Below are 21,135 nucleotides of genomic sequence, written 5' to 3'. Positions count from 1 at the left end.
CACCACCCTAGGCGAGACGATCGACGCCGGTGATCCCGCGCTGCGCTCACGGCAGCCGGCGCCGGACGGCCGCCACGACCGGGCCGGGCAGTTCCCCGATGGCCCGCGCCACCCGCTGGAGGTCGGGCAGCCAGCCGCCGCGCACCGACGCGGCGGCCGGGTCCGGCGCGAACACCGTGCCGTCGTGCGGTGCGACCGGCCGGTCGGTCAGCCCGAGCAGTCGCATCAACGGCCCGACGAGGGCGTCGTAGACGCCCGGCAGCATGGTGAAGCCGATCCGCATGACCAGGTTGACCCGGCCCACCGACACCTCCCGGCGGGGCCGGTCGGCGCAGTCCACGATGGCCCGCGCCACCCGCTCCGGGGTGGTGACGGGCGGCGGGGGCCGGCCGGCCCGGCCGAGGTGGTTAGCGGCCCGCTGGTAGACCGGGGTGTCCACACTGCCCGGGTTGACGATGCAGACGTGCACCCCCGGGGTCTCCCGGGCCTCCTGCTGCAGGGTACGGGTCAGCCCCTGCAACCCCCACTTGCTAGCCACGTAGCCGCTCATGTAGGGCGCGGTGATGTGGCCCAGCACCGACCCGGTGAGGATCAGCGTTCCACCGCCGTCCGCCGAGAAGCGGCACAGCGCCACCCGGGCCACCGCGGCGGCGGCGAGCAGGTCGGTGCGCACCACCTGCTCGAAGACCCGCTCCGGGGTCTCCTCGAACCGGCCGTACGCCATCACCGCCGCCGTGTGCACCCAGACGTCGATGCCGCCGAACCGGTCGAGGGCCGCGTCGGCGAGCGCCGTCAGCGCGCCGTCGGCGGTGATGTCGGTAGGCACCTGGAGCACCTGCGCGCCCGCCGCCCGGCACTCGTCGCGCACCGCGGCGAGGGTGACGGGGGAGCGGGCGGCGAGCACGAGACGGTCCCCGCGTGCCGCGAAGGCCCGGGCCGCCGCCCGGCCGATCCCGCTGGTCGCGCCCGTCACGACCACCGTCCGGGTCACGGTGCCAGCACGACCTTGACGCAGCCGTCCTCCTTCTTCTGGAACATCTCGTACGCCTGCGGCGCCTCCGCCAGTGGCACCCGGTGGGTACGCAGGTCCATCACGCCCAGCGGGTCGTCGTCGCCGGAGAGCAGCGGGATGATCTCGTCGGTCCACCGGCGCACGTGGCACTGCCCCATCCGCAGCTGGACGCCCCGGTCGAACATCTCCATCAGGGGCATCGGGTCGACCTCGCCGCCGTAGACGCCGGAGATGGAGACCGTGCCGCCGCGGCGGACGGCCTTGAGCGCGGCCTTGAGCACGACCAGCCGGTCGACGCCCGCCTTGTCGGTCATGGTCTGCGCGAGCTTGTCCGGCAGCAGCCCGGTGGCGGCCTGGGCGAGCTTGCCGAGGGGCGCGCCGTGGGCCTCCATGCCCACCGCGTCGATGACGGCGTCGGGGCCGCGCCCGTCGACGAGGTCGATCAGCGCGCTGGGCACGTCGTCCAGTTGGCTGACGTCGAGCACCTCGATGCCGTGTCGGCGGGCCATCGCCAACCGCTCCGGCACCAGGTCCAGCCCGATGACCCGGTCCGCGCCGAGGTGCCGGCCGATGCGGGCGCAGAGCTGACCGACCGGCCCGAGCCCGAAGACGGCGAGGGTGCCGCCGCGTGGGGTGTCGGCGTACTTCACCGCCTGCCAGGCGGTCGGCAGGATGTCGGACAGGTAGAGCCAGCGCTCGTCGGGGCCGGTGTCGGGCACCTTGATCGGGCCGAACTGGGCGTGCGGCACCCGCAGGTACTCCGCCTGCCCACCGGGCACCGAGCCGTAGAGCGACGTGTAGCCGAACAGCGCGGCGCCCTTGCCCTCGGCCGTCACCTGGGTGGTCTCGCACTGCGCGTACAGCTGCCGGTCGCACATCCAGCAGGAGCCGCAGGAGATGTTGAACGGCACCACCACCCGGTCGCCCGGCTTGAGCCGGGTCACCCCCGCGCCCACCTCCTCGACGATGCCCATCGGCTCGTGACCGAGGACGTCGCCGGGCTTCAGGTACGGCCCGAGCACCTCGTACAGGTGCAGGTCGGAGCCGCAGATCGCGGTCGAGGTGATCCGGACGACGGCGTCGGTCGGCTCCTCGATCCGCGGATCGGGCACCTCCTCCACCCGTACGTCCCGCTTGCCCTGCCAGGTCAGTGCCTTCATGTCGCGTCGTCCCTCCTCGTGCCGTCCCCGGGTTTGCTACCCGCCCCCGACGACTTGAACCGGCACGGAGCGCCGAGGTGGCCGATGGCGGGCGGGTCGCGATGGCGGGGCCGGGGGCGGGTCGCGACAGCCGGGCCGGGGGCGGGTGGTTCGGGCGGCATCGAGGGCCGGGATCGCGTGGGTGACGGCCCGCAGCCGCCGCGGGGATGGTCGAAGCCGGATGCGCATGGTCGGGCGTCGTTCCCGAAGCGGCTCCGGCCCGGGTCCGGTGGCCCGGCGTTTGGTGGCCCGGTGTCCGGTGGCCCGGTGTCCGGTGGCCCGGCGTTTGGTGGCCTGGCGTCCGGTGGCCCGGCGGTCCGATGGTGCGGCGTCCGGTGGTCTGGTGGTGCGGCGTGCGGCGTGCGGCGGTCTGGTGGTCCGGTGGCTGCCTGTCGAGCTGATGTCGCAGACGACTCAGCTGATGTCGCAAACGATTCAGCTCGACAGGGCGCGAGCAGGGAGATCCGACGGGCGGGACAGTGGGCCGTATCGGGGCAGACCAAACTCCGTCGAAGTCGAAGTCGAAGTCGAAGTCGAAGTCGGGGCGCGGGCGTCGCGGTGGGGAGGGGGACGGCGGGCCGGCGATCGGCAGGTGCTACGGCGAGGGTCGCCGCGATCGGGTGGGTGCTACGGCGAGGGCCGCCGCGTTGGAAGACGCGGCGGCCCTGTGCCGATCTCGCCGGCGTGAGGTGTGCGGCTCAGGAACCGGGGGTGTTGTCGCCCCGCTTCGAGGTGGCCATCAGGAAGTCGCGGTTGAGCCGGCCGATGGTGTTCAGCGGGATGCCCTTCGGGCAGACCACGGTGCACTCACCGGCGTTGGTGCAGCCGCCGAAGCCGGCCTCGTCGTGCGCGTCGACCATGCCGATCACCCGGGTGTAGCGCTCCGGCTGGCCCTGCGGCAGCAGCGAGAGCTGGGTGACCTTCGCGGCCGTGAAGAGCATGGCGGAGCCGTTCGGGCAGGCCGCCACGCAGGCGCCGCAGCCGATGCACTCCGCCGCCTCGAACGCGGCGTCCGCGTTGGCCTTGGCGACCGGGGTCGAGTGCGCCTCGGGGGCGCTGCCGGTCGGCGCGGTGATGTAGCCGCCGGCCGCGATGATCTTGTCGAAGGCGCCCCGGTTGACCACCAGGTCCTTGATGACCGGGAAGGCCCGGGCCCGCCACGGCTCGATGTCGATCGTCTCGCCGTCGGAGAACTGCCGCATGTGCAGCTGGCAGGCGGTGGTGCCGCGCTGCGGCCCGTGCGCGTCGCCGTTGATCATCAGGCCGCACATGCCGCAGATGCCCTCGCGGCAGTCGTGGTCGAACGCCACCGGCTCCTCGCCGGCGAGGATCAGCCGTTCGTTGAGGACGTCGAGCATCTCCAGGAACGACATGTCCGGGGAGACGTCGTCGACCTTGTAGGTCACCATCCGACCCTTGTCCTCGGGGCCGGACTGGCGCCAGATGCGCAGGGTCAGGTTCACTTGTAGCTCCGCTGCGTGGGGTGGACGTATTCGAAGTTCAGGTCTTCCTTGTGCAGCACCGAGGGCTCGCCGGTGGCGGTGAACTCCCAGGCCGCCACGTACGCGAAGCGGTCGTCGTCGCGCTCCGCCTCACCGTCGGGCGTCTGGTGCTCGGCCCGGAAGTGACCGCCGCAGGACTCCTCGCGGTGCAGCGCGTCGATGCACATCAGCTCCGCCAGCTCGAAGAAGTCGGCCACCCGGCCGGCCTTCTCCAGCGACTGGTTGAGCCCCTCGCCGGTGCCCGGCACCCGGACCCGCTGCCAGAACTGCTCGCGCAGCGCGCGGATCTCGTCGATCGCCTTGCGCAGCCCGGCCTCGCTGCGCTCCATGCCGCAGTGCTCCCACATGATCTGGCCCAGCTCGCGGTGGAACGAGTCCACGGTCCGGTCGCCGTCGACGGCCAGCAGCCGCTGGATCCGGTCCTCGACGTCGGCGCGGGCCTGCACGGCCGCCGGGTGCGTGGCGTCGACCTTCTCGAACGGGCCGGACGCCAGGTAGTGGGCGACGGTGTTGGGCAGCACGAAGTAGCCGTCGGCCAGGCCCTGCATCAGCGCCGAGGCGCCGAGCCGGTTCGCGCCGTGGTCGGAGAAGTTGGCCTCGCCGATCACGAACAGGCCCGGGATGGACGACTGGAGGTCGTAGTCGACCCAGAGGCCGCCCATCGTGTAGTGCACGGCGGGGTAGATCCGCATCGGCACCTCGTACGGGTCCTCGCCGGTGATCCGCTCGTACATCTCGAAGAGGTTGCCGTACTTGGCCTCGATGGCCTTGCGGCCGAGCCGGTCGATTGCGTCGGAGAAGTCGAGGTAGACGCCGAGCCCCGTCTGGCCGACGCCGCGCCCCTCGTCGCAGACGTTCTTCGCGGCGCGCGACGCGATGTCGCGGGGGACCAGGTTGCCGAAGGAGGGGTAGATCCGCTCCAGGTAGTAGTCCCGCTCGTCCTCGGGGATGTCCCGCGGGCTGCGGGTGTCGCCCTTGGTCTTGGGCACCCAGACCCGGCCGTCGTTGCGCAGCGACTCGCTCATCAGGGTCAGCTTCGACTGGTGGTCGCCGGAGACCGGGATGCAGGTCGGGTGGATCTGCGTGTAGCAGGGGTTGGCGAAGTACGCGCCCTTGCGGTGGGCCCGCCAGGTGGCGGTGACGTTGCAGCCCTTGGCGTTGGTGGAGAGGTAGAAGACGTTGCCGTAGCCGCCGGAGGCGAGCACGACGGCGTCCGCGAACTCGGTGGTGATCTCGCCGGTGACCATGTCCCGCACGACGATGCCGCGGGCCTTGCCGTCGACGACGATCAGCTCCAGCATCTCGTGCCGGGTGTTCATCTCCACGTTGCCGAGGCCGATCTGCCGCTCCAGCGCCTGGTACGCGCCGAGCAGCAGCTGCTGGCCCGTCTGGCCCCGGGCGTAGAAGGTGCGCTGCACCTGCGCGCCGCCGAAGGAGCGGGTGTCCAGCAGGCCGCCGTACTCGCGGGCGAACGGGACGCCCTGGGCGACGCACTGGTCGATGATGTTGACCGAGACCTCGGCCAGCCGGTGCACGTTGGACTCCCGGGAGCGGAAGTCGCCGCCCTTGACGGTGTCGTAGAAGAGGCGGTGCACCGAGTCGCCGTCGTTGCGGTAGTTCTTGGCGGCGTTGATGCCGCCCTGCGCGGCGATGGAGTGCGCCCGGCGCGGGCTGTCCTGGTAGCAGTAGGTCTTGACCCGGTAGCCCTGCTCGCCCAGCGTGGCGGCGGCCGAGCCGCCGGCCAGGCCGGTGCCGACCACGATCACGGTCATCTTGCGGCGGTTGGCCGGGTTGACCAGCTTGGCCTCGAAGCGGCGGCGTTCCCAGCGGGTCTCGATGGGGCCGTCGGGAGCCTTGGTGTCGGCGATCGGGTCGCCCTCGGTGTAGAGATCCATGTCAGGACACCAATCCGGTGAGTACGGCGAACGGGACCGCCAGGTAGCCGGCGCAGAGCACGACGGCGAAGCCCAGCGCCACGGCTCGGGCCCGCCGCTCGCCGCGCGGGCTCTGCTGGCCGAGGCTGCGCAGCGCGCTGAACAGGCCGTGCCGCAGGTGGAAGCCGAGGGTGACGACCGCCAGGGTGTAGAAGAGCGTGACGTACCAGCGTTCCGGGGCGAAGTCGGCCACCACGTTGGCGTACGGCCGGCTCGGGTCGCCGACCGGGTTCAGCGTGCCGGTGGTGAGGTCCAGGATGTGGTAGATCACGAAGAGCAGGATGATCACGCCACCCCAGCGCATGGTGCGGGCCGCGTAGCTGCCCTGCACCTTCTTGCGGTGCGCGTACTGCACCGGGCGGGCGGCGCGGGCGCGCACGGCGAGGGCGGTCGCGGCCCAGATGTGGCCGAGCACCGCCGCCAGCAGCCCGATCCGCAGGATCCACAGGAACCACACGCCGGGCAGGATCGGGGCGCCGATCTCGCGCAGCCAGTGCGCGTAGTGGTCGAACGAGGTCGCCCCCGTGAAGATCTTCAGGTTGCCGAGCATGTGCGCGATGAGGAACAGCACCAGGATGATGCCCGTCACCGCCATGACGGCCTTCAGGCCGACGCTGGAGCGGATGGGCGACCGAGTTCTCGTGACTACCACGCGATCGACGCTAGGAGCACTTGATTCAGTCGTCCAATGCATCGAACTCGCAGTCTTGATAGCTATAGGCTATGTAGATGCAGCTCCATCAGCTGAAGTACTTCGTTGCGGTGGCGGAAGTACGACATTTCACCCAAGCCGCCGACATCGTGGGCATCACCCAGCCCTCGTTGAGTAAGCAAGTTCACGCCCTCGAGGACGGCCTCGGCGCCCCGCTGTTCGAGCGGGTAAGGGGCAACATCACGCTCACCGCGGCCGGTGAGGTGCTGCTGCCGCTGGCCAAGCGGATCCTCGCCGACGTCGACACCGCGACCCGCGAGGTGCAGGAGCTGGTCGGCCTGCGCCGTGGTCGGGTCCGGCTCGGCGCCACCCCCAGCCTCGCCACCTCGCTCGCCCCACCCGTGCTGCGCCGGTTCCGCGACGCCCACCCCACCATCGACCTTCGGGTGGAGGAGAGCGGCTCGCAGGACCTGGTCCGCGGCCTGCTCCGCGGCGACCTCGACCTGGCACTGATCATCATGCCGGCCCAGGGCACCGACCCGGGGCTGCGCGCCGACCCCATCCTGCGGGAGAGCCTGGTGGTCGCCTCCGTCGAGGAGCTGTCGGTGAGCCCGGAGACCGGTCAGCTGCGCGTCGCCGACCTGCGCGACCAGCCGATGGTGATGTTCCGGGAGGGCTACGACCTGCGCGACGCCACCCTCCAGGCCTGCCGGGAGGCCGGCTTCGAGCCGACCATCGCCGTCGACGGGGGCGAGATGGACGCGGTGCTGAGCTTCGTCGAGGCCGGGCTGGGCGTCGCGCTGGTCCCCGGCATCGTGGTGGCCCGGCGCCCCGGCGTACGCGTCACCCGGCTGGCCCCACCCGGCGTCCGGCGGACCATCGCGGTCGCCCGGCGCCGCGACGTGGTGCCCACCCACGCCGGCCGGGAGCTGCGCCGGATACTGCTGGACTACGTCCGCGACGCCACCACCGGCGGGGACCTGCCGCCGGGCGTCGAGCCCCTCTGACGCCGCCGGCACGCTGGTCCCACGGCGCCGGAACGCGCCGGTCCCACGCCGCCCGGCCGTGCCGTCCCAGGCCGCCCGGCCGCGCCATCCGACGCCGCCAGGTGCGCACGACGGAAGACGACCGGGCCCCGCCGGCCTGCCTACGCTGCCCGCATGGCAACGGGCAGCGCCGTGGTGATCGGCGCGAGCATGGGCGGGCTGCTGACCGCCTGCGCACTCACCGAGGCGTACGAGCGGGTCACCCTCGTGGACCGTGACCTGCTGCCCGAGCAGGCGGAGAGCCGCCGGGGCGTACCGCAGGGGCGGCAGTTGCACGTCCTGCTGACCCGGGGCCGGCAGGCGTTCGAGGAGCTGCTGCCCGGGATCTCGGCGGAGCTGAGCGCGCGGGGCGTGCCCACGGTCGACCTGCACGAGCAGGTCCACTGGTACAACAACGGCCACCGGATGCGGCGCGCGCCGTCCCCGCTGTTCGCCCTCGGGGTCAGCCGGCCGCTGCTGGAGCAGGTCGTCCGGGAGCGGGTGGCCGCCCTGCCCGGGGTTCGGATCGTGGCGGGCTGCGAGGTGGAGGGGCTGACCACCACCCTCGACCGGGGACGGGTCACCGGCGTACGGCTGCGCCTCCGCGACGGGGACCCGACCACCGTCGCCGCCGACCTCGTCGTCGACGCCGGCGGCCGGGGCACCCGCAGCCCGGTGTGGCTGGCCGAGCTGGGCTACCGGCCGGCGCCGGAGGAGCGGGTCAAGGTCGGCGTCACCTACCTCACCCGCACCTACCGGCGGGAGCCGCACCACCTGGAGGGGCTGCTCGGCGCGCTGACCAACGCCGTGCCCGGCCAGCCCCGGGGCGGCATCGTCGCCGTGCAGGAGCAGGGCCGGTTCGCGGTGGCGCTCAGCGGCATGCTCGGCGAGGAGCCGCCGGCCGACGACGAGGGGATGACCGCCTTCGCCGAGACCCTCGCCGCCCCGCAGATCGCCGACCTGCTGCGTACGGCGCGGCCGGAGAGCCCACCGGCGACGATGAAGTTCCCGGCCAGCGTGCGGCGGCGCTACGAGCGGCTGCGCCGCTTCCCGGCGGGCTACCTGGTGGTGGCCGACGCCGTGTGCAGCTTCAACCCGGTCTACGGGCAGGGCATGACGGTGGCCGCGCTGGAGGCCCTGCTGCTGCGCCGACTGCTGCGACGGCCGTCCGACCGGCTCGCCCGGCGGTTCTTCCGGGGCGCGGCCCGGCTGATCGACGGGCCGTGGTCCATCGCCGTCGGCACCGACCTGCGCTTCCCCGAGGTGCCCGGCCGCCGCTCGCCGCGGGTACGCCTGGTCAACGCGTACGTGGGCCGGCTGCACGAGGCGGCGACCCGGGACCCGGCGCTGGGCGCGGCGTTCCTGCGGGTGGTGAACCTCGTCGACCCGCCGACGCGGCTGCTCTCCCCGCCGGTGCTGTTGCGGGTGCTGCGCGGGTCGCCCTACCTGCCCTCGGCCTCGTCCATCGCCCGGTAGATCCGCTGCTCCGACACCGGGTACGGGGTGCCCAGCGCCTGGGCGAAGACGTTCACCCGCAGCTCCTCGACCATCCAGCGGATCTGCCGGACGGCCGTCGACTGCCGGCGCCCCGGCGGCAGCGCGGCGAGCATCTCCTGGTACTCCTTCTGCACCACCGCCACCCGGTCCTGCTGCTGCTTGTCGCGCTGCGGGTTGCCCGGCAGCCGGTCCAGCCGCCGCTCGATCGCGGTGAGGTAGCGCAGCAGGTCGGGCAGGCGCGCGTAGCCGGTCTCGGTGACGAAGCCCTTGTGCACCAGGCCGTTCAGCTGCGCCCGGATGTCGGCCAGCGCGGCCACCACCGCCAGGTTCCGCGTGGCGCCGAGGCGCTGCTCGACCGCGTACGCGGCGGCGAGCACCCGGCGCACCCGGTCCATGATCTCGACCACGGTGTCCACCAGGTCGGCCCGGACCTTGTCCCGCAGGGCGGCGAAGCCCTCGGCGTCCCAGGCCGGGCCGCCCGCGTCGCCGATCAGCTTGTCGATGGCCGCCCCGGCCGCGTCGGAGATCAGCTCCTGCACGCCGCCGTGCGGGTTGCGGCTCAGCGCCAGCTTCGCCTCGTTGGACAGCCGCCCCTGGAGGAACTTCGCCGGCGACGGCACGGTGAGCCGCAGCAGCCGCCGCGTGCCCGCCCAGTGCGCCGCCTCCTGCTCGGCGGGCGAGTCGAAGACCTTCACCCCGACGGTGTCGCCCTCGTCGACCAGGGCCGGGTACGCGGTCACCGCGTACCCGGAGCGGACCTGCTCGATGGTGCGAGGAAGATCGTCGATGCTCCACGTACGGAGGCCCGTCCGGGCGACGTCGGGTGCGGCGGCGGCCACGACCTGGCGTACCTCCGCCTTGAGCTGGCGTTGCAGGGCCGGCAGGTCCTTGCCCTCGGCGACCGGCTTGTTCTCCTCGTCGAGCACCCGGAAGCGGACCCGCAGGTGCGGCGGCAGCTTCTCCGGCTCCCACGCGTCCCGAGGCACGGTGACGCCGGTCATCCGGCGCAACTGCCGGGTCAGCGCGTCCAGCAGCGGCTCCTCGCCGGCGGGCATCGCGGCCAGCGCCGCGCGCGCGAAGTCCGGCACCGGGACGAAGTTGCGGCGCACCGCCTTGGGCAGCGAGCGGATCAGCGCGATCACCAACTCCTCGCGCAGCCCGGGCACCTGCCAGTCGAAGCTCTCCGCCGGCACCTGGTTGAGCAGGGGCAGCGGGATGTCGACTGTCACGCCGTCGGTCGGGGTGCCCGGCTCGAACCGGTAGGTCAGCGGCAGCGTCACCCCGTCGGCGGACCACTCGTCGGGGTAGTCGGTCTCGTCCACGCCGGTGCGGCCGGCGTTGACCAGCAGCTCCCGGGTGAAGGTGAGCAGGTCGGGCTGCTCCCGGCGGGTCTTCTTCCACCAGGCGTCGAAGTGCCGCCCGGAGACCACGTCGGCCGGGACGCGCGCGTCGTAGAAGTCGAAGACGGTCTGGTCGTCGACGAGGATGTCGCGGCGCCGGGCGCGGTGCTCCAGCTCCTCGATCTCCGCCAGCAGCCGCTGGTTGTCGGCCCAGAAGTGGTGGTGGGTCTGCCAGTCGCCCTCGACGAGGGCGTGCCGGATGAACAGCTCCCGGGACAGCGCCGGGTCGATCCGGCCGAAGTTGACCTTGCGTGAGGTGACCAGCGGGATGCCGTAGAGGGTCACCTTCTCGTAGGCCATCACGGCCGCCTGCTTCTTCTCCCAGTGCGGCTCGCTGTAGCTGCGCTTGACCAGGTGCTGGGCCAGCGGTTCGACCCACTCGGGCTCGACCCGGCCGGCGACCCGGCCCCAGAGGCGGGAGGTCTCCACCAGCTCGGCCGCCATCACCCAGCGCGGCGGTTTCTTGAACAGCGCCGAGCCGGGGAAGAGCGCGAACTTCGCGCCCCGGGCGCCCAGGTACTCGTGCTTCTGCGCGTCCTTGAGCCCGACGTGCGACAGCAGGCCGGGCAGCAGCGACTGGTGCACCTTCGGGGTGTCGATCTCCTCCGGCAGGTCCGCGCCGCCCCGGCGCCCGCCGCCGCCGTCGGCCGGTCGCCCACCAGCCTGTTCGGTGGTACGCCTCAACTGGCTGACGATGTCCTGCCACTCGCGTACCCGCAGGTAGTTGAGGTATTCGGCCTTGCACATCCGTCGGAACGCGCTGGAGGAGAGTTCGCGCTGCTGCTCGCGCAGGTGCCGCCACAGGTTGAGCAGCGACACGAAGTCCGACTCGCGGTCGGTGAACCGGGCGTGCGCCTGGTCGGCCTGGGCCTGTTTGTCGGCGGGCCGCTCGCGGGGGTCCTGGATGGACAGCGCGGCGGCGATCACCATCACCTCGGTGGCGCAGCCGTTGCGCTCGCCCTCGACGACCATCCGGGCCAGCCGCGGGTCGACGGGGAGCTGCGCCAGCCGCCGGCCCAGCGGGGTGAGCCGCTTCGCCGGGTCGGCCTCGGCCGGGTCCAGCGCGCCGAGCTCGTGCAGCAGGTTGACGCCGTCGGCGACGTTGCGCCGGTCCGGCGGGTCGATGAACGGGAACGCGGCGACGTCGCCGAGCCCGATCGAGGTCATCTGGAGGATGACCGAGGCGAGGTTGGTGCGCAGGATCTCCGGGTCGGTGAACTCCGGGCGGGACAGGAAGTCCTGCTCGTCGTAGAGGCGGATGCAGATGCCGTCCGAGGTGCGCCCGCAGCGCCCCTTGCGCTGGTTGGCCGACGCCTGCGAGACCGGCTCGATCGGCAGCCGCTGCACCTTGAGCCGGCTGCTGTAGCGGGAGATGCGGGCCGTACCCGGGTCCACCACGTACTTGATGCCGGGCACGGTGAGCGAGGTCTCCGCCACGTTGGTCGCGAGCACCACCCGGCGCCCGGCGTGCGGGGCGAAGACCCGGTGCTGCTCGGCGGTGGAGAGCCGGGCGTACAGCGGCAGGATCTCGGTGCCGCGCAGCGCCGGCTTCTTCTCCACCAGCTTGCCCAGCGCGTCGGCGGTGTCGCGGATCTCCCGCTCGCCGCTGAGGAAGACCAGGACGTCGCCGGGGCCCTCGGCGGCCAGCTCCTCGACGGCGTCGCCAATGGCCTGGACCTGGTCGCGGACGTTCTCCTCGTCCTCCCCGTCGTCCTCGCCCTCGGCCACCTCGACCAGCGGCCGGTACCGCACCTCGACCGGGTACGTGCGCCCGGAGACCTCGACCACCGGCGCCGGTACGCCGTCGGGCTCGTCGGCGGTGGGCGGGCCCGCGAAGTGCCGGGCGAACCGCTCGGTCTCGATGGTCGCCGAGGTGATGATCACCTTGAGGTCGGGGCGGCGGGGGAGGAGCTGCCGGAGGTAGCCGAGGATGAAGTCGATGTTGAGGCTGCGCTCGTGCGCCTCGTCGATGATCAGCGTGTCGTACTGGCGCAGCATCCGGTCGGTCTGCAACTCGGCGAGCAGGATGCCGTCGGTCATCAGCTTGACCAGGCTGCGGTCGCTCACCTGGTCGCTGAAGCGCACCTTGTAGCCGACCACGTCGCCCAGCTCGGTGCCGAGCTCCTCGGCGATCCGGTCCGCCACCGTACGCGCGGCCAGCCGGCGCGGCTGGGTGTGCCCGATCAGCCCGGTGATCCCGCGCCCCAGCTCCAGGCAGATCTTCGGCAGCTGGGTGGTCTTGCCGGAGCCGGTCTCGCCGGCCACGATCACCACCTGGTGGTCGCGGATCGCGGCGGCGATGTCGTCCTTGCGCTCGCTGACCGGCAGCTGGGCCGGATAGGTGACCACCGGTACGGCGGCGCGCCGGCTCGCCAGCAGCGCCTCGGCCCGCGCCACGTCGGCGGCGATCTCGTCGAGCGCCGACTCCCGGCGCTGCGGGTCGCGCAGCCGGCGCACCCCGTCCAGGCGCCGTTGCAGGCGGCGCTGGTCGCGGAACATCAGGGGACGGAGGCGGCGGTGCAGCTCGCGGACGGGGTCGGTCGCGGCGGGTGCGGCTGGATTCTGCATGTCGTCGCCAAGGATAGGCAGCCGACGGCCGGACCGCCCCCGGGTTACCGCCGCACCGCCCCGGCCCGCGCGCGCCCACGCCCGTCGGGGGCGCGCGGCGGCGTCGCCTCGGACCGGCCGTCGGGGGCACGCGGCGGCGTCGCCTCGGACTAGAGTGGGGCGTCGACCGACCTTGGCCACGGGGGACTGGATGACGATGCGCGACACCGACCGGGCCCTGGTGCAGGCCGCCACGGCGGTCGCCAAGCTGCGCTGCCGCAGCGACAACCACACGGTTGCCGCCGCCGCGCGGACCACCGACGGCCGGGTCTTCACCGGGGTCAACGTCTACCACTTCACCGGTGGGCCCTGCGCCGAGGTGGTCGCGGTCGGCGCTGCCGCCACCCAGGGCGTCACCGAGCTGGAGACGATCGTCGCGGTGGGCGACCGGGGGCGCGGGGTGATCCCGCCCTGCGGGCGCTGCCGGCAGGTGCTGCGCGACTACTTCCCCACCGTCCGGGTCATCGTCGGGCCGATGGACGCGCTACGCGTGGTGCACGTCGCCGAACTGCTGCCGGAGACGTACGTCTGGGCCGACCAGCAGCTCGACGGGCCCGCCGGCCCGCTCCCCGCGCCGCGACCGGCCGACTGACGTCCCGGGCCGTCAGTCGCCGGCGGCGGCCGCCAGGATCGACCGGGGCAGCGGCACGCTCTCGAACCGCACGATGCCCTCCGGCACCATCCAGCTCATCACCTGCACGCTGAGCCGCCCGGCCCGCACGGCCGGGTCGTTGTGGTAGAGCTCTCGGGCCTCCTGCGGGGAGATGGAGAGCACGACGAACCCGCGCAGCCGCTCGTCGTCGGCGTCGACGAAGGGCCCCGCGGCCAGCACGAGCCCCTGTTCCACCAGCCCCGCGTGGTGAGCCAGGTGGGCGTCCTGCAACCGGTCGGCCGCGTCCAGCGGTAGCTGCGGCGCGTCCGTCGGCCGGCTCAGGAGCACCACTGTGTGCTGGTCGAATCGCATGCCCACAACCCTAGGGCGGCCGGGGCCGCCGCCCGACCGGATCCGGCGCTGTCCGCCCTGCTCAGCGCCGCCCGGATCGACGACGGCGAGTTAGGCCCGGCCAGGGCGTTCCGCTACGGTAAGGCGACCCTAAGCCCGAACGTGCAGGAGCCTCGTGACCACCCTCGCCACCCGACCGGCACCTGCCGGCACCCGGCCCCGGGCGCGTGGGGGCCGTCGGCTCGCGGTCACGGTCGCCGCCGCGCTGGTGCTGCTGCTGGCCGTGCTGGCGAGCTTCGCGCTCGGCAGCCGGGCGCTGGCCGTCGACGAGGTGTGGCGCGCGCTCATCGCCCCGGACGGCGGCGAGGCCGCCACCATCGTGCGGGAACTGCGGATGCCGCGCACCGCGCTGGGCCTCGCCGTCGGGCTGGCGCTCGCCGTCGCCGGTGTCCTCTTCCAGGCCCTCACCCGCAACCCGCTGGCCGAACCGCGGATCCTCGGCATCAGCGCCGGCGCCTCGTTCGGTGTGGTGCTGGCCATCTCCGTCTTCGGCGTGAGCACGCTGGCCGGGTACGTCTGGTTCGGCATCGCCGGTGCGCTCGGGGCCGGCGTGCTGGTCTTCGCCGTCGCGGCCAAGGCCCGCGAGGGCGCCAGCCCGGTCACCCTCGCGCTGGTCGGCGCGGCCCTCGACGCCAGCCTCGCCTCCGTGGTGTACGCGCTGCTCAGCATGGACGCCCGCACCTTCGAGGAGTACCGCTTCTGGGTGGTCGGCGGGCTGACCGGCCGGGACCTCACGGTGGCCGCCCAGGTGGTGCCGTTCGTGCTCGCCGGGCTGGTCCTGGCCGCCCTCGTCGCCCGGGGCCTGGACGCGCTCGCCCTCGGCGACGACGTGGCCCGGGGCCTCGGGCACCGGATCGGGCTGGTCCGAATCGGCGGCGGCGTCGCCGCGGTGCTGCTCACCGGGGCGGCCGTCGCCGCCGCCGGGCCGATCGCGTTCGTGGGGCTCGCGGTGCCGCACCTGGCCCGCGCCCTGGTCGGCGCCGACCACCGCTGGACCCTCGCGGTCTCGGCGCTGCTCGGGCCCGCGCTGCTGCTCGGCGCCGACGTCGTCGGGCGGCTCGTCGCGCCGCCCGGGGAGGTGCCCGCGGGCATCGTCACCGCGCTGATCGGCGCCCCGCTGCTGGCCTTCCTGGTCCGCCGCGCGAAGGTCGTGACGGCGTGAGTGCCCCCACCGCCCCCGCCGCCGGGCGGCCGGCGGGCCGTCCCCGGGTGGGCGTCACCGCGCTGCCGGGGCGGTCGCTCGTGCGGATCGGCCCGGTCAGCGTGCAGGTCCGCCGCCGCTCCGTGCTGGTCGCCGCCGCGCTGGTCGTGCTGCTGCTCGCCGCAGGGGTGCTCAGCCTCTCCCTGGGCACCCCGTACGTCGCCCCGGCCGACGTGCTGCGCGCCCTCTCCGGCGCCGGCACCCCGTACGACCTGGTGGTCCTCGACCTGCGACTGCCCCGGCTGGTGCTGGCCGCGGTGGCCGGCGCGGCCTTCGGGGTGGCCGGCACGCTGATCCAGAGCGTGGCCCGCAACCCGCTCGCCAGCCCCGACGTCGTCGGCATCACCCAGGGCGCCGGTCTCGCCGCGACGGTGGCCCTGACGACTGGCGCCGCGGCGGTGCTCGTGGCCCCGGCGGCGCTGCTCGGCGGGCTGGTCGCCGCCGCGCTGCTGTTCCTCCTCGGCGCCCGGCACGGGCTGGCCGCCCAGCGGTTCGTGCTCGCCGGCGTGGCGGTCGCCTTCGCGCTGCGGGCCCTGACCGAGGTCGTCCTGCTCACCGCCGACCCGATCGACGGGCTGCGCGCGCAGATCTGGCTGATCGGCACGCTCGCCGGCAAGGGCTGGAACGAGAGCCTGTGGATCGCCCTCACCCTCGCCGCGCTCCTGCCGGTGCTGGCCTGGGCCGGCTGGGCGCTGAACAGCACCGCCCTGGACGACGACACCGCCCGGGGGATCGGCCTGCGCCCGGCGGCCCGCCGGGTCGGCCTCGCCGGCACCGGGGTGCTGGCCGCCGCGATGGTCACCGCACAGGTGGGCGCGGTGGACTTCGTGGCCCTCGTCGCCCCGCAGCTGGCCCGCCGGCTGGTCCGCACCGAGCGCCCGCCGCTGCTCTGCGCCGCGTTGCTCGGGGCCCTGCTGCTGGTGCTGGCCGACCTGGGCGGCCGGCGGCTGTTCGCCCCCACCCAACTGCCCGCCGGGGTGCTGACCGCCGCCATCGGCGGCCCGTACCTGATCTTCCTGCTGCTCCGCGGCCGGCGGCGGCCCTCGTGATGTCCCACCCTGGCAAGGAGGCGTGATGCTCTCCACCCGCGACCTGGTCGCCGGCTACGACGAGCGGACCGTGCTGGACGGGCTCGACCTGGAGCTGCCCGGCGACGCGTTCACGGTGATCGTCGGGCCGAACGCCTGCGGCAAGTCCACCCTGCTGCGCACCATCGCCCGCCTGCTCACGCCCCGGCGCGGCGCCGTGCTGCTGGACGGCACCGCCATCCGGGACCTGCCGACCCGCGAGGTCGCCCGCCGCCTCGGCGTCCTGCCGCAGAGCCCGCTGGTGCCCGAGGGGGTGACCGTCGCGGACCTGGTCGGCCGGGGCCGGCAGCCGTACCAGCGGTGGTGGCGGCAGTGGTCGGAGTCCGACGGGGCCGCCGTCGACCGGGCCATGGCGCTCGCCGACGTGACGGCGCTGGCGGACCGGCCGGTCGACACCCTCTCCGGGGGCCAGCGGCAGCGTGTCTGGATCGCCATGACCCTCGCCCAGGACACCGAGGCGCTGCTGCTGGACGAGCCCACCACCTTCCTCGACCTCGCCCACCAGGTGGAGGTGCTGGACCTGCTGCACCGGCTGCGCGTCGAGCGGGGCCGCACAGTCGTCGCCGTACTGCACGACCTCAACCAGGCCGCCCGGTACGCCGACCACCTGATCGCCATGCGCTCCGGTGCCGTGGTGGCCGCCGGGCCGCCCCGGGAGATCCTCACCGCCGACCTGGTCCGGGACGTCTTCGGCCTCGACTGCGTGGTCGTGCCCTGCCCGGTGACCGGGGCGCCCCTGGTGGTGCCCGCGCTCACCAGTCCCTCCCTGACCCGCCTGCCCGCCGGGGACGCGGCGACGCCGCTGACCGGCTCGCACCCTTCGAAAGGAATCTGATGCGTCGTCTCGCCGCCGCCCTCACCGCGGCGCTGGCCCTCGGCGTCGGTCTCACCGCCTGTGGTGAGAGCGACCCGGTCGCCGACACCACCACCGGGGAGACCCGGGAGATCGTCCACGCCATGGGCACCACGAAGGTGCCGACGGAACCGAAGCGTGTCGTCGTGCTCGACACAGACAAGATCGACACAGCCCTGACACTCGGCGTCACACCGGTCGGCGCCGCCACCGCCGGCGAGGCGAAGAGCTGGCCGACCTACTTCGGCGAGGAGAAGCTCGCCGGCATCAAGGAGGTCGGGGTGCTCACCGAGCCCGACCTGGAGGCCATCAACGCCCTCAAGCCGGACCTGATCCTGGGCAGCAAGTTCCGCCAGGAGAAGTTCTACGACGAGCTGGCCGCCATCGCGCCGACCGTCTTCACCGAGAAGGTCGGCATCACCTGGAAGGAGAACTTCCTCTTCGACGGCGCCGCGCTCGGCAAGGAGCAGCAGGCCAAGGACCTGCTGGCCGCGTACGAGACCCGGGCCAGGGAGTTCGGCGGCAAGCTCGGCAACGCCGCCGACCGCAAGGTCTCCATCGTCCGCTTCATGCCGACCGAGATCCGGGTGTACGGGCCGGACTCGTTCTCCGGCATCGTCATCGGCGACACCGGGCTGGGCCGCCCCGAGCGCCAGCAGCTCACCGGCAAGGAGGACCGGCGGATGGACCGGGTCAGCCCGGAGCGCATCGGCGAGGTCGACGGCGACGTCATCTTCGTCACCGCGTACGGCGAGAAGGCCGCCGCCGAGCAGGCCAAGGTCACCGGCGGGACGCTCTGGAAGGGGCTGTCGGCGGTCAAGGCCGGCAAGTCGCACGTCGTCTCCGACGAGATCTGGATGACGGGCATCGGCATCGGCGCCGCCAACAAGATCCTCGACGACCTGGCGAAGTACCTCACCGCCTGACCCGTGTCGCGCGCGGCAGCCGCTACGGCTGCCGCGCGTCACCCGTCACGGACTCGCCGGCGGCACGCCGCAGCGAGCGGTACCGGGAGAGGTCCTCGCGGGCCGGCCCGCCCTGCCGGAACCGCTCGGTCGGGTGCACCGCCGGCTGCTCCGGCACCCGGGGCGTCTCCCCGTCCTGCGTGACCAGGTCCTCGGTCTCCTGGACCAGGTAGTGCGGCCGACGCTTGGTCTCGTAGTAGATCCGGCCGATGTACTCGCCGATCACGCCCAGGATCGTCATCTGGATGCCGCCGAGACCGATCACACTGACGATGATGGTGGTGTAGCCGGGAACGTCGATTCCCTTGCTGACGGCGTCGGCGACCACCCAGGCCATGTAGACCACCGCGATCAGGGTGAGGAACAGGCCGCCGTAGATCGCCAGCCGCAGCGGCCGGTTGTTGAACGACAGCAGCCCGTCGAACGCGTAGTTGAACAGCTTGCCGAACGTCCACCTGCTCCGGCCCGCCTGCCGGGTCTCGTTGCGGTGCGCGACCACCACCGTCCGGAAGCCGATCCAGGAGAACAGCCCCTTGGAGAAGCGGTTGTACTCCGGCATCGCCAGCACCGCGTCCACCGCCAGCCGGGACAGCAGCCGGAAGTCACCCGCCCCGTCCAGCAGCCGCACGTCGATCCACCAGTTGACCACCCGGTAGAAGGACCGCGAGGCCAGCATCCGGACGAGGCGGTCACCACGCCGGTCCCGGCGCGCGATCACCTGGTCGAAACCCTGCCGGTACAACGCCACCATGTCGGGCAGCAGCCGGGGCGGGTGCTGGAGGTCGGCGTCCATGATGACCACCGCGTCGCCGGTGGCCCGCTCCAGCCCGGCCAGCATCGCCGCCTCCTTGCCGAAGTTGCGGCTCAGCGACGTGTAGCGCACGGCGGGATCGGCGGCGGCGAGCCGGCGCAGCGCCACGAGGGTGCCGTCGGAGCTGCCGTCGTCGACGTAGACGACCTCGATGTCGACGTCGGTGAGCTCCGCGACCGCGGCGGTCACCGCCGTGTGCAGGCGCTCCACCGAGGCCTCCTCGTTGAAGCAGGGCACCACCAGCGAAAGGCGCACCTGCGTCACCCCGCCCGGCCGGCGCCCGAGGACGCCCGCCCCGCGCCGCGCCTCGCGCCGCCCCGCTCAGAGGCGGTAGACCAGCACACCATCGATCTCCTCCCGGGTGATGCCGAGCCCGTCGATCGGCCGGTCCGCGATGCCCTCCCAGGGCGTCCCGGCGGTCCAGCCCGGCAGGGCCACCACGGACCGCACCCCGATGCCCCGCAGGTAGGCCACGCTGCCCGCATCGGGGAAGGTGGGCGTCGCGGCCCGGGTCTGCGCCTGGGTGACCGGCTCGAACCCGCCCAGCCCATTCGTGACCCGGGGGAACCCGTCCGTCGTCCACAACATGAAGATCAGGTCGACCGCGCCGCCGGCGGGCAGCACCAGCATCGGTTCCGCCGCCGTACGCATCGCGGCCGGCGGCGTCGGCACCACCGGATGCGGCGTCCGGTTGACCCCCTCCAGCCCGACCAGGGCCAGCGGGACCAACAGCAGCACCGGTGCCAGGAGCCTGGCCCAGCCCCGGGACGACCAGCGCCGCACCGCCGTGGCGAACACCGTCACCGTGCCCGCCGCCAGCACCGCCAGCAGCAGGCTCGTCCAGTGCATCATCCGGCCCGGCGTCCGCAGCGCGTCCCAGCCCGGCAGGTGCTTCGACAGCGTCAGGTAGCCCGGATCGCCGTCGCCGCCGAGGGTGACGCCCAGGCCCAGCAGCACCGTGCCGAGCACCCCGAGCGCCAACGCGACCCGGTGCCGGGCCGGGTACACCGAGACGAACAGCCCCGCCGCGGCCAACGCGAGCAGAACCATCCCGGGCAGCAGCGCCATCTCCGGCGGCCAGGACAGCTGTTCCCGCGCCGCCGCGTGCCGCTCGCCCCACCACCACGAGTCCGCCGGGGCGGTGACGAAGCCGATCAGCGGCGGCGAGAACATCTCCGTCCAGGCCAACGACCGTTCGGCCTGCGGGTTGAGGTCGACGACCTTCAGGTAGACCAGGCCCAGCAGGAGCGTCACCGCGCCGAAGACGGCGCCACCGGCCACGTCGGCGACCAGCAGCCGTCGGCCGAACGCGGGTCGTCGCCCGCGCCGCCACCAGGACCAGCCGTAGCCGCCGGCCCCGACCAGCACCGCGGCCAGCAGGAAGTAGACCAGTGGCAGCCCGATGCCGAAGCCCAGGCTGATCTGCCAGGCGGCGACGAGCCAGCCCGCGAGGGCCCAGCCGGGTCGCCGCCGCTCCGGCCGGTAGCCGTGCCGCAGCGACCAGCCGTGGCCGCGCGCCAGCATCGCCAGGCACAACGCGATCCCGCCGCTGGACAGGATGTTGAGGTGGCCGGAGTGCGCCAGCCGCCAGGGCGCGTACGCCCACGCGATTCCGGCGACCGCCCCGCCCAGCCGGCCCGCCCCGAGCTGCCGGGCCAGCGCGTACGCCCCGACGAAGGCCAACGCGTGCACCAGCACGTACATCACGTTGTAGCGGACCAGGGCGGCCTCGAAGCCCGAGCCGAGCATCCCGAACGGGGCGTAGCCGAGCAGGGTGTCGCTGTAGACGTACGTGTAGGTCTCGGGGAAGAACGTGTTCGAGTGCCAGAGACCGGTCGGGTTGTTGAGCACGGCGTGCCCGGCCCAGGCCATCTGCCACGCCTGCAACGTGGGGTCGCCGATGTCGCCGGGGATGGTGCTCGCCGGATGCCGCATCGTCGGCCAGGTCAGCACCACCGCCAGCAGCAGCCCGCCGAGCACCGCCAGTGTCCATTCGTGGCGCAGCCAGCCCCACCGGTCCCGTCGGCCGGGGTCCCCGGGGTCGGGAACCTGGTCGTGGTCGGAGATTTCGGCGGACGGTCGGGCGTCCGTGGACCCGGTGGTCATGAAGATAGATGATTCACGATGGTGGCCGCCGTGTCGATCCGCCGCCCGGGATGTGGGCTTCCGGGCGGGTTGGCCGACCCGCCCGGGGCGCCGCCGCACATGCTCCGACCCGCCGACCCGCCGACCCGCCGACCCGCCGACCCGCCGACCCGCCGACCCGCCGACCCGGCGGCGCGTGTCGCGGATCCCGGCCGCGCTGCCCGGCCGGCGGGTGTCACGGGCTCCCGGTCGGCGCCCGGCCCGGCCACGTCGGCCGGACCGGGCGAGCGGGATCGGGTGG

At 73.5% G+C, this 21,135-nt stretch carries 16 protein-coding genes; 7 read left to right on the top strand and 9 right to left on the bottom strand.

Translation table 11 applies throughout. The features are described 5' to 3' along the window. Nucleotides 1-46: 46 nt before the first annotated feature. The 5 genes from ABZ573_RS17355 to ABZ573_RS17335 form a co-directional block, all read right to left on the bottom strand. Nucleotides 47-991 carry an SDR family NAD(P)-dependent oxidoreductase gene (locus ABZ573_RS17355; RefSeq protein ID WP_358119013.1) on the bottom strand — a complete coding sequence of 315 codons (945 nt, stop codon included), beginning with the start codon at nt 989-991 and terminating at the stop codon, nt 47-49. Further along, nucleotides 988-2,172: a zinc-dependent alcohol dehydrogenase gene (locus tag ABZ573_RS17350; protein WP_327027576.1), complete on the bottom strand. Its 1,185-nt coding sequence runs from the start codon at nt 2,170-2,172 to the stop codon at nt 988-990. The genes ABZ573_RS17355 and ABZ573_RS17350 overlap by 4 nt, the downstream gene beginning before the upstream one ends. A 737-nt stretch (nt 2,173-2,909) precedes the next feature. Further along, on the bottom strand, nt 2,910-3,674 hold the full coding sequence (locus tag ABZ573_RS17345; protein ID WP_132235856.1) for a succinate dehydrogenase/fumarate reductase iron-sulfur subunit: 765 nt from the start codon (nt 3,672-3,674) through the stop codon (nt 2,910-2,912). Continuing rightward, entirely contained in the window at nt 3,671-5,608 is a 1,938-nt protein-coding gene (locus ABZ573_RS17340) for a fumarate reductase/succinate dehydrogenase flavoprotein subunit (protein WP_358119010.1), read from the bottom strand. The genes ABZ573_RS17345 and ABZ573_RS17340 overlap by 4 nt, the downstream gene beginning before the upstream one ends. A gap of 1 nt (nt 5,609) precedes the next feature. Continuing rightward, a complete protein-coding gene (locus tag ABZ573_RS17335; RefSeq protein WP_151456382.1) occupies nt 5,610-6,341 on the bottom strand; it encodes a succinate dehydrogenase cytochrome b subunit in 732 nt (243 codons plus the stop codon). 35 nt (nt 6,342-6,376) lie between these two features. On the opposite strand from ABZ573_RS17335, the gene ABZ573_RS17330 reads away from it, so the two are divergent. After that, entirely contained in the window at nt 6,377-7,306 is a 930-nt protein-coding gene (locus ABZ573_RS17330) for a LysR family transcriptional regulator (RefSeq protein WP_151456383.1), read from the top strand. A gap of 153 nt (nt 7,307-7,459) precedes the next feature. After that, a complete protein-coding gene (locus ABZ573_RS17325) occupies nt 7,460-8,800 on the top strand; it encodes an FAD-dependent monooxygenase (RefSeq protein ID WP_151456384.1) in 1,341 nt (446 codons plus the stop codon). Here the strand turns inward: ABZ573_RS17325 and hrpA are convergent. Beyond that, a complete protein-coding gene (gene hrpA / locus ABZ573_RS17320) occupies nt 8,767-12,789 on the bottom strand; it encodes an ATP-dependent RNA helicase HrpA (RefSeq protein WP_358119007.1) in 4,023 nt (1,340 codons plus the stop codon). The two genes, ABZ573_RS17325 and hrpA, sit on opposite strands and share 34 nt — an antisense overlap. Before the next feature lie 190 nt (nt 12,790-12,979). Here hrpA and ABZ573_RS17315 point away from each other — a divergent pair, with 190 nt between their 5' ends. Next, on the top strand, nt 12,980-13,420 hold the full coding sequence (locus tag ABZ573_RS17315) for a cytidine deaminase (RefSeq protein WP_132235868.1): 441 nt from the start codon (nt 12,980-12,982) through the stop codon (nt 13,418-13,420). 12 nt (nt 13,421-13,432) lie between these two features. Here ABZ573_RS17315 and ABZ573_RS17310 read toward each other — a convergent pair whose 3' ends face one another. Then, entirely contained in the window at nt 13,433-13,792 is a 360-nt protein-coding gene (locus ABZ573_RS17310) for a YciI family protein (RefSeq protein ID WP_151456386.1), read from the bottom strand. Between the two features lie 154 nt (nt 13,793-13,946). On the opposite strand from ABZ573_RS17310, the gene ABZ573_RS17305 reads away from it, so the two are divergent. The 4 genes from ABZ573_RS17305 to ABZ573_RS17290 are packed head-to-tail and all read left to right on the top strand — an operon-like array spanning nt 13,947 to nt 17,899. Continuing rightward, on the top strand, nt 13,947-14,993 hold the full coding sequence (locus ABZ573_RS17305) for an iron ABC transporter permease (protein ID WP_327027582.1): 1,047 nt from the start codon (nt 13,947-13,949) through the stop codon (nt 14,991-14,993). Then, entirely contained in the window at nt 14,990-16,081 is a 1,092-nt protein-coding gene (locus ABZ573_RS17300) for an iron ABC transporter permease (RefSeq protein WP_358119003.1), read from the top strand. The genes ABZ573_RS17305 and ABZ573_RS17300 overlap by 4 nt, the downstream gene beginning before the upstream one ends. A 25-nt stretch (nt 16,082-16,106) precedes the next feature. Beyond that, nucleotides 16,107-16,955, top strand: coding sequence for an ABC transporter ATP-binding protein (locus tag ABZ573_RS17295; RefSeq protein ID WP_358119001.1), 849 nt, complete (start codon nt 16,107-16,109; stop codon nt 16,953-16,955). Continuing rightward, entirely contained in the window at nt 16,955-17,899 is a 945-nt protein-coding gene (locus tag ABZ573_RS17290; protein ID WP_358118999.1) for an iron-siderophore ABC transporter substrate-binding protein, read from the top strand. The genes ABZ573_RS17295 and ABZ573_RS17290 overlap by 1 nt, the downstream gene beginning before the upstream one ends. A 22-nt stretch (nt 17,900-17,921) precedes the next feature. Here the strand turns inward: ABZ573_RS17290 and ABZ573_RS17285 are convergent, their stop codons facing one another. Together ABZ573_RS17285 and ABZ573_RS17280 are read right to left on the bottom strand one after the other, a co-directional pair. Then, the gene (locus ABZ573_RS17285; protein ID WP_327027587.1) at nt 17,922-19,013 is read right to left on the bottom strand and encodes a glycosyltransferase family 2 protein; all 1,092 of its coding nucleotides are present in this window, start codon (nt 19,011-19,013) and stop codon (nt 17,922-17,924) included. 57 nt (nt 19,014-19,070) lie between these two features. Continuing rightward, a complete protein-coding gene (locus ABZ573_RS17280; protein WP_225852255.1) occupies nt 19,071-20,855 on the bottom strand; it encodes a hypothetical protein in 1,785 nt (594 codons plus the stop codon). Nucleotides 20,856-21,135 lie beyond the last annotated feature (280 nt).

It is taken from the genome of Micromonospora sp. NPDC007220 (genome assembly GCF_040634035.1).
GTDB classification, from domain to species: Bacteria; Actinomycetota; Actinomycetes; order Mycobacteriales; family Micromonosporaceae; genus Micromonospora; species Micromonospora reichwaldensis.
Note: the sequence above shows the minus strand (reverse complement) of the source record. Positions and strands in the feature narration are given on the sequence as shown.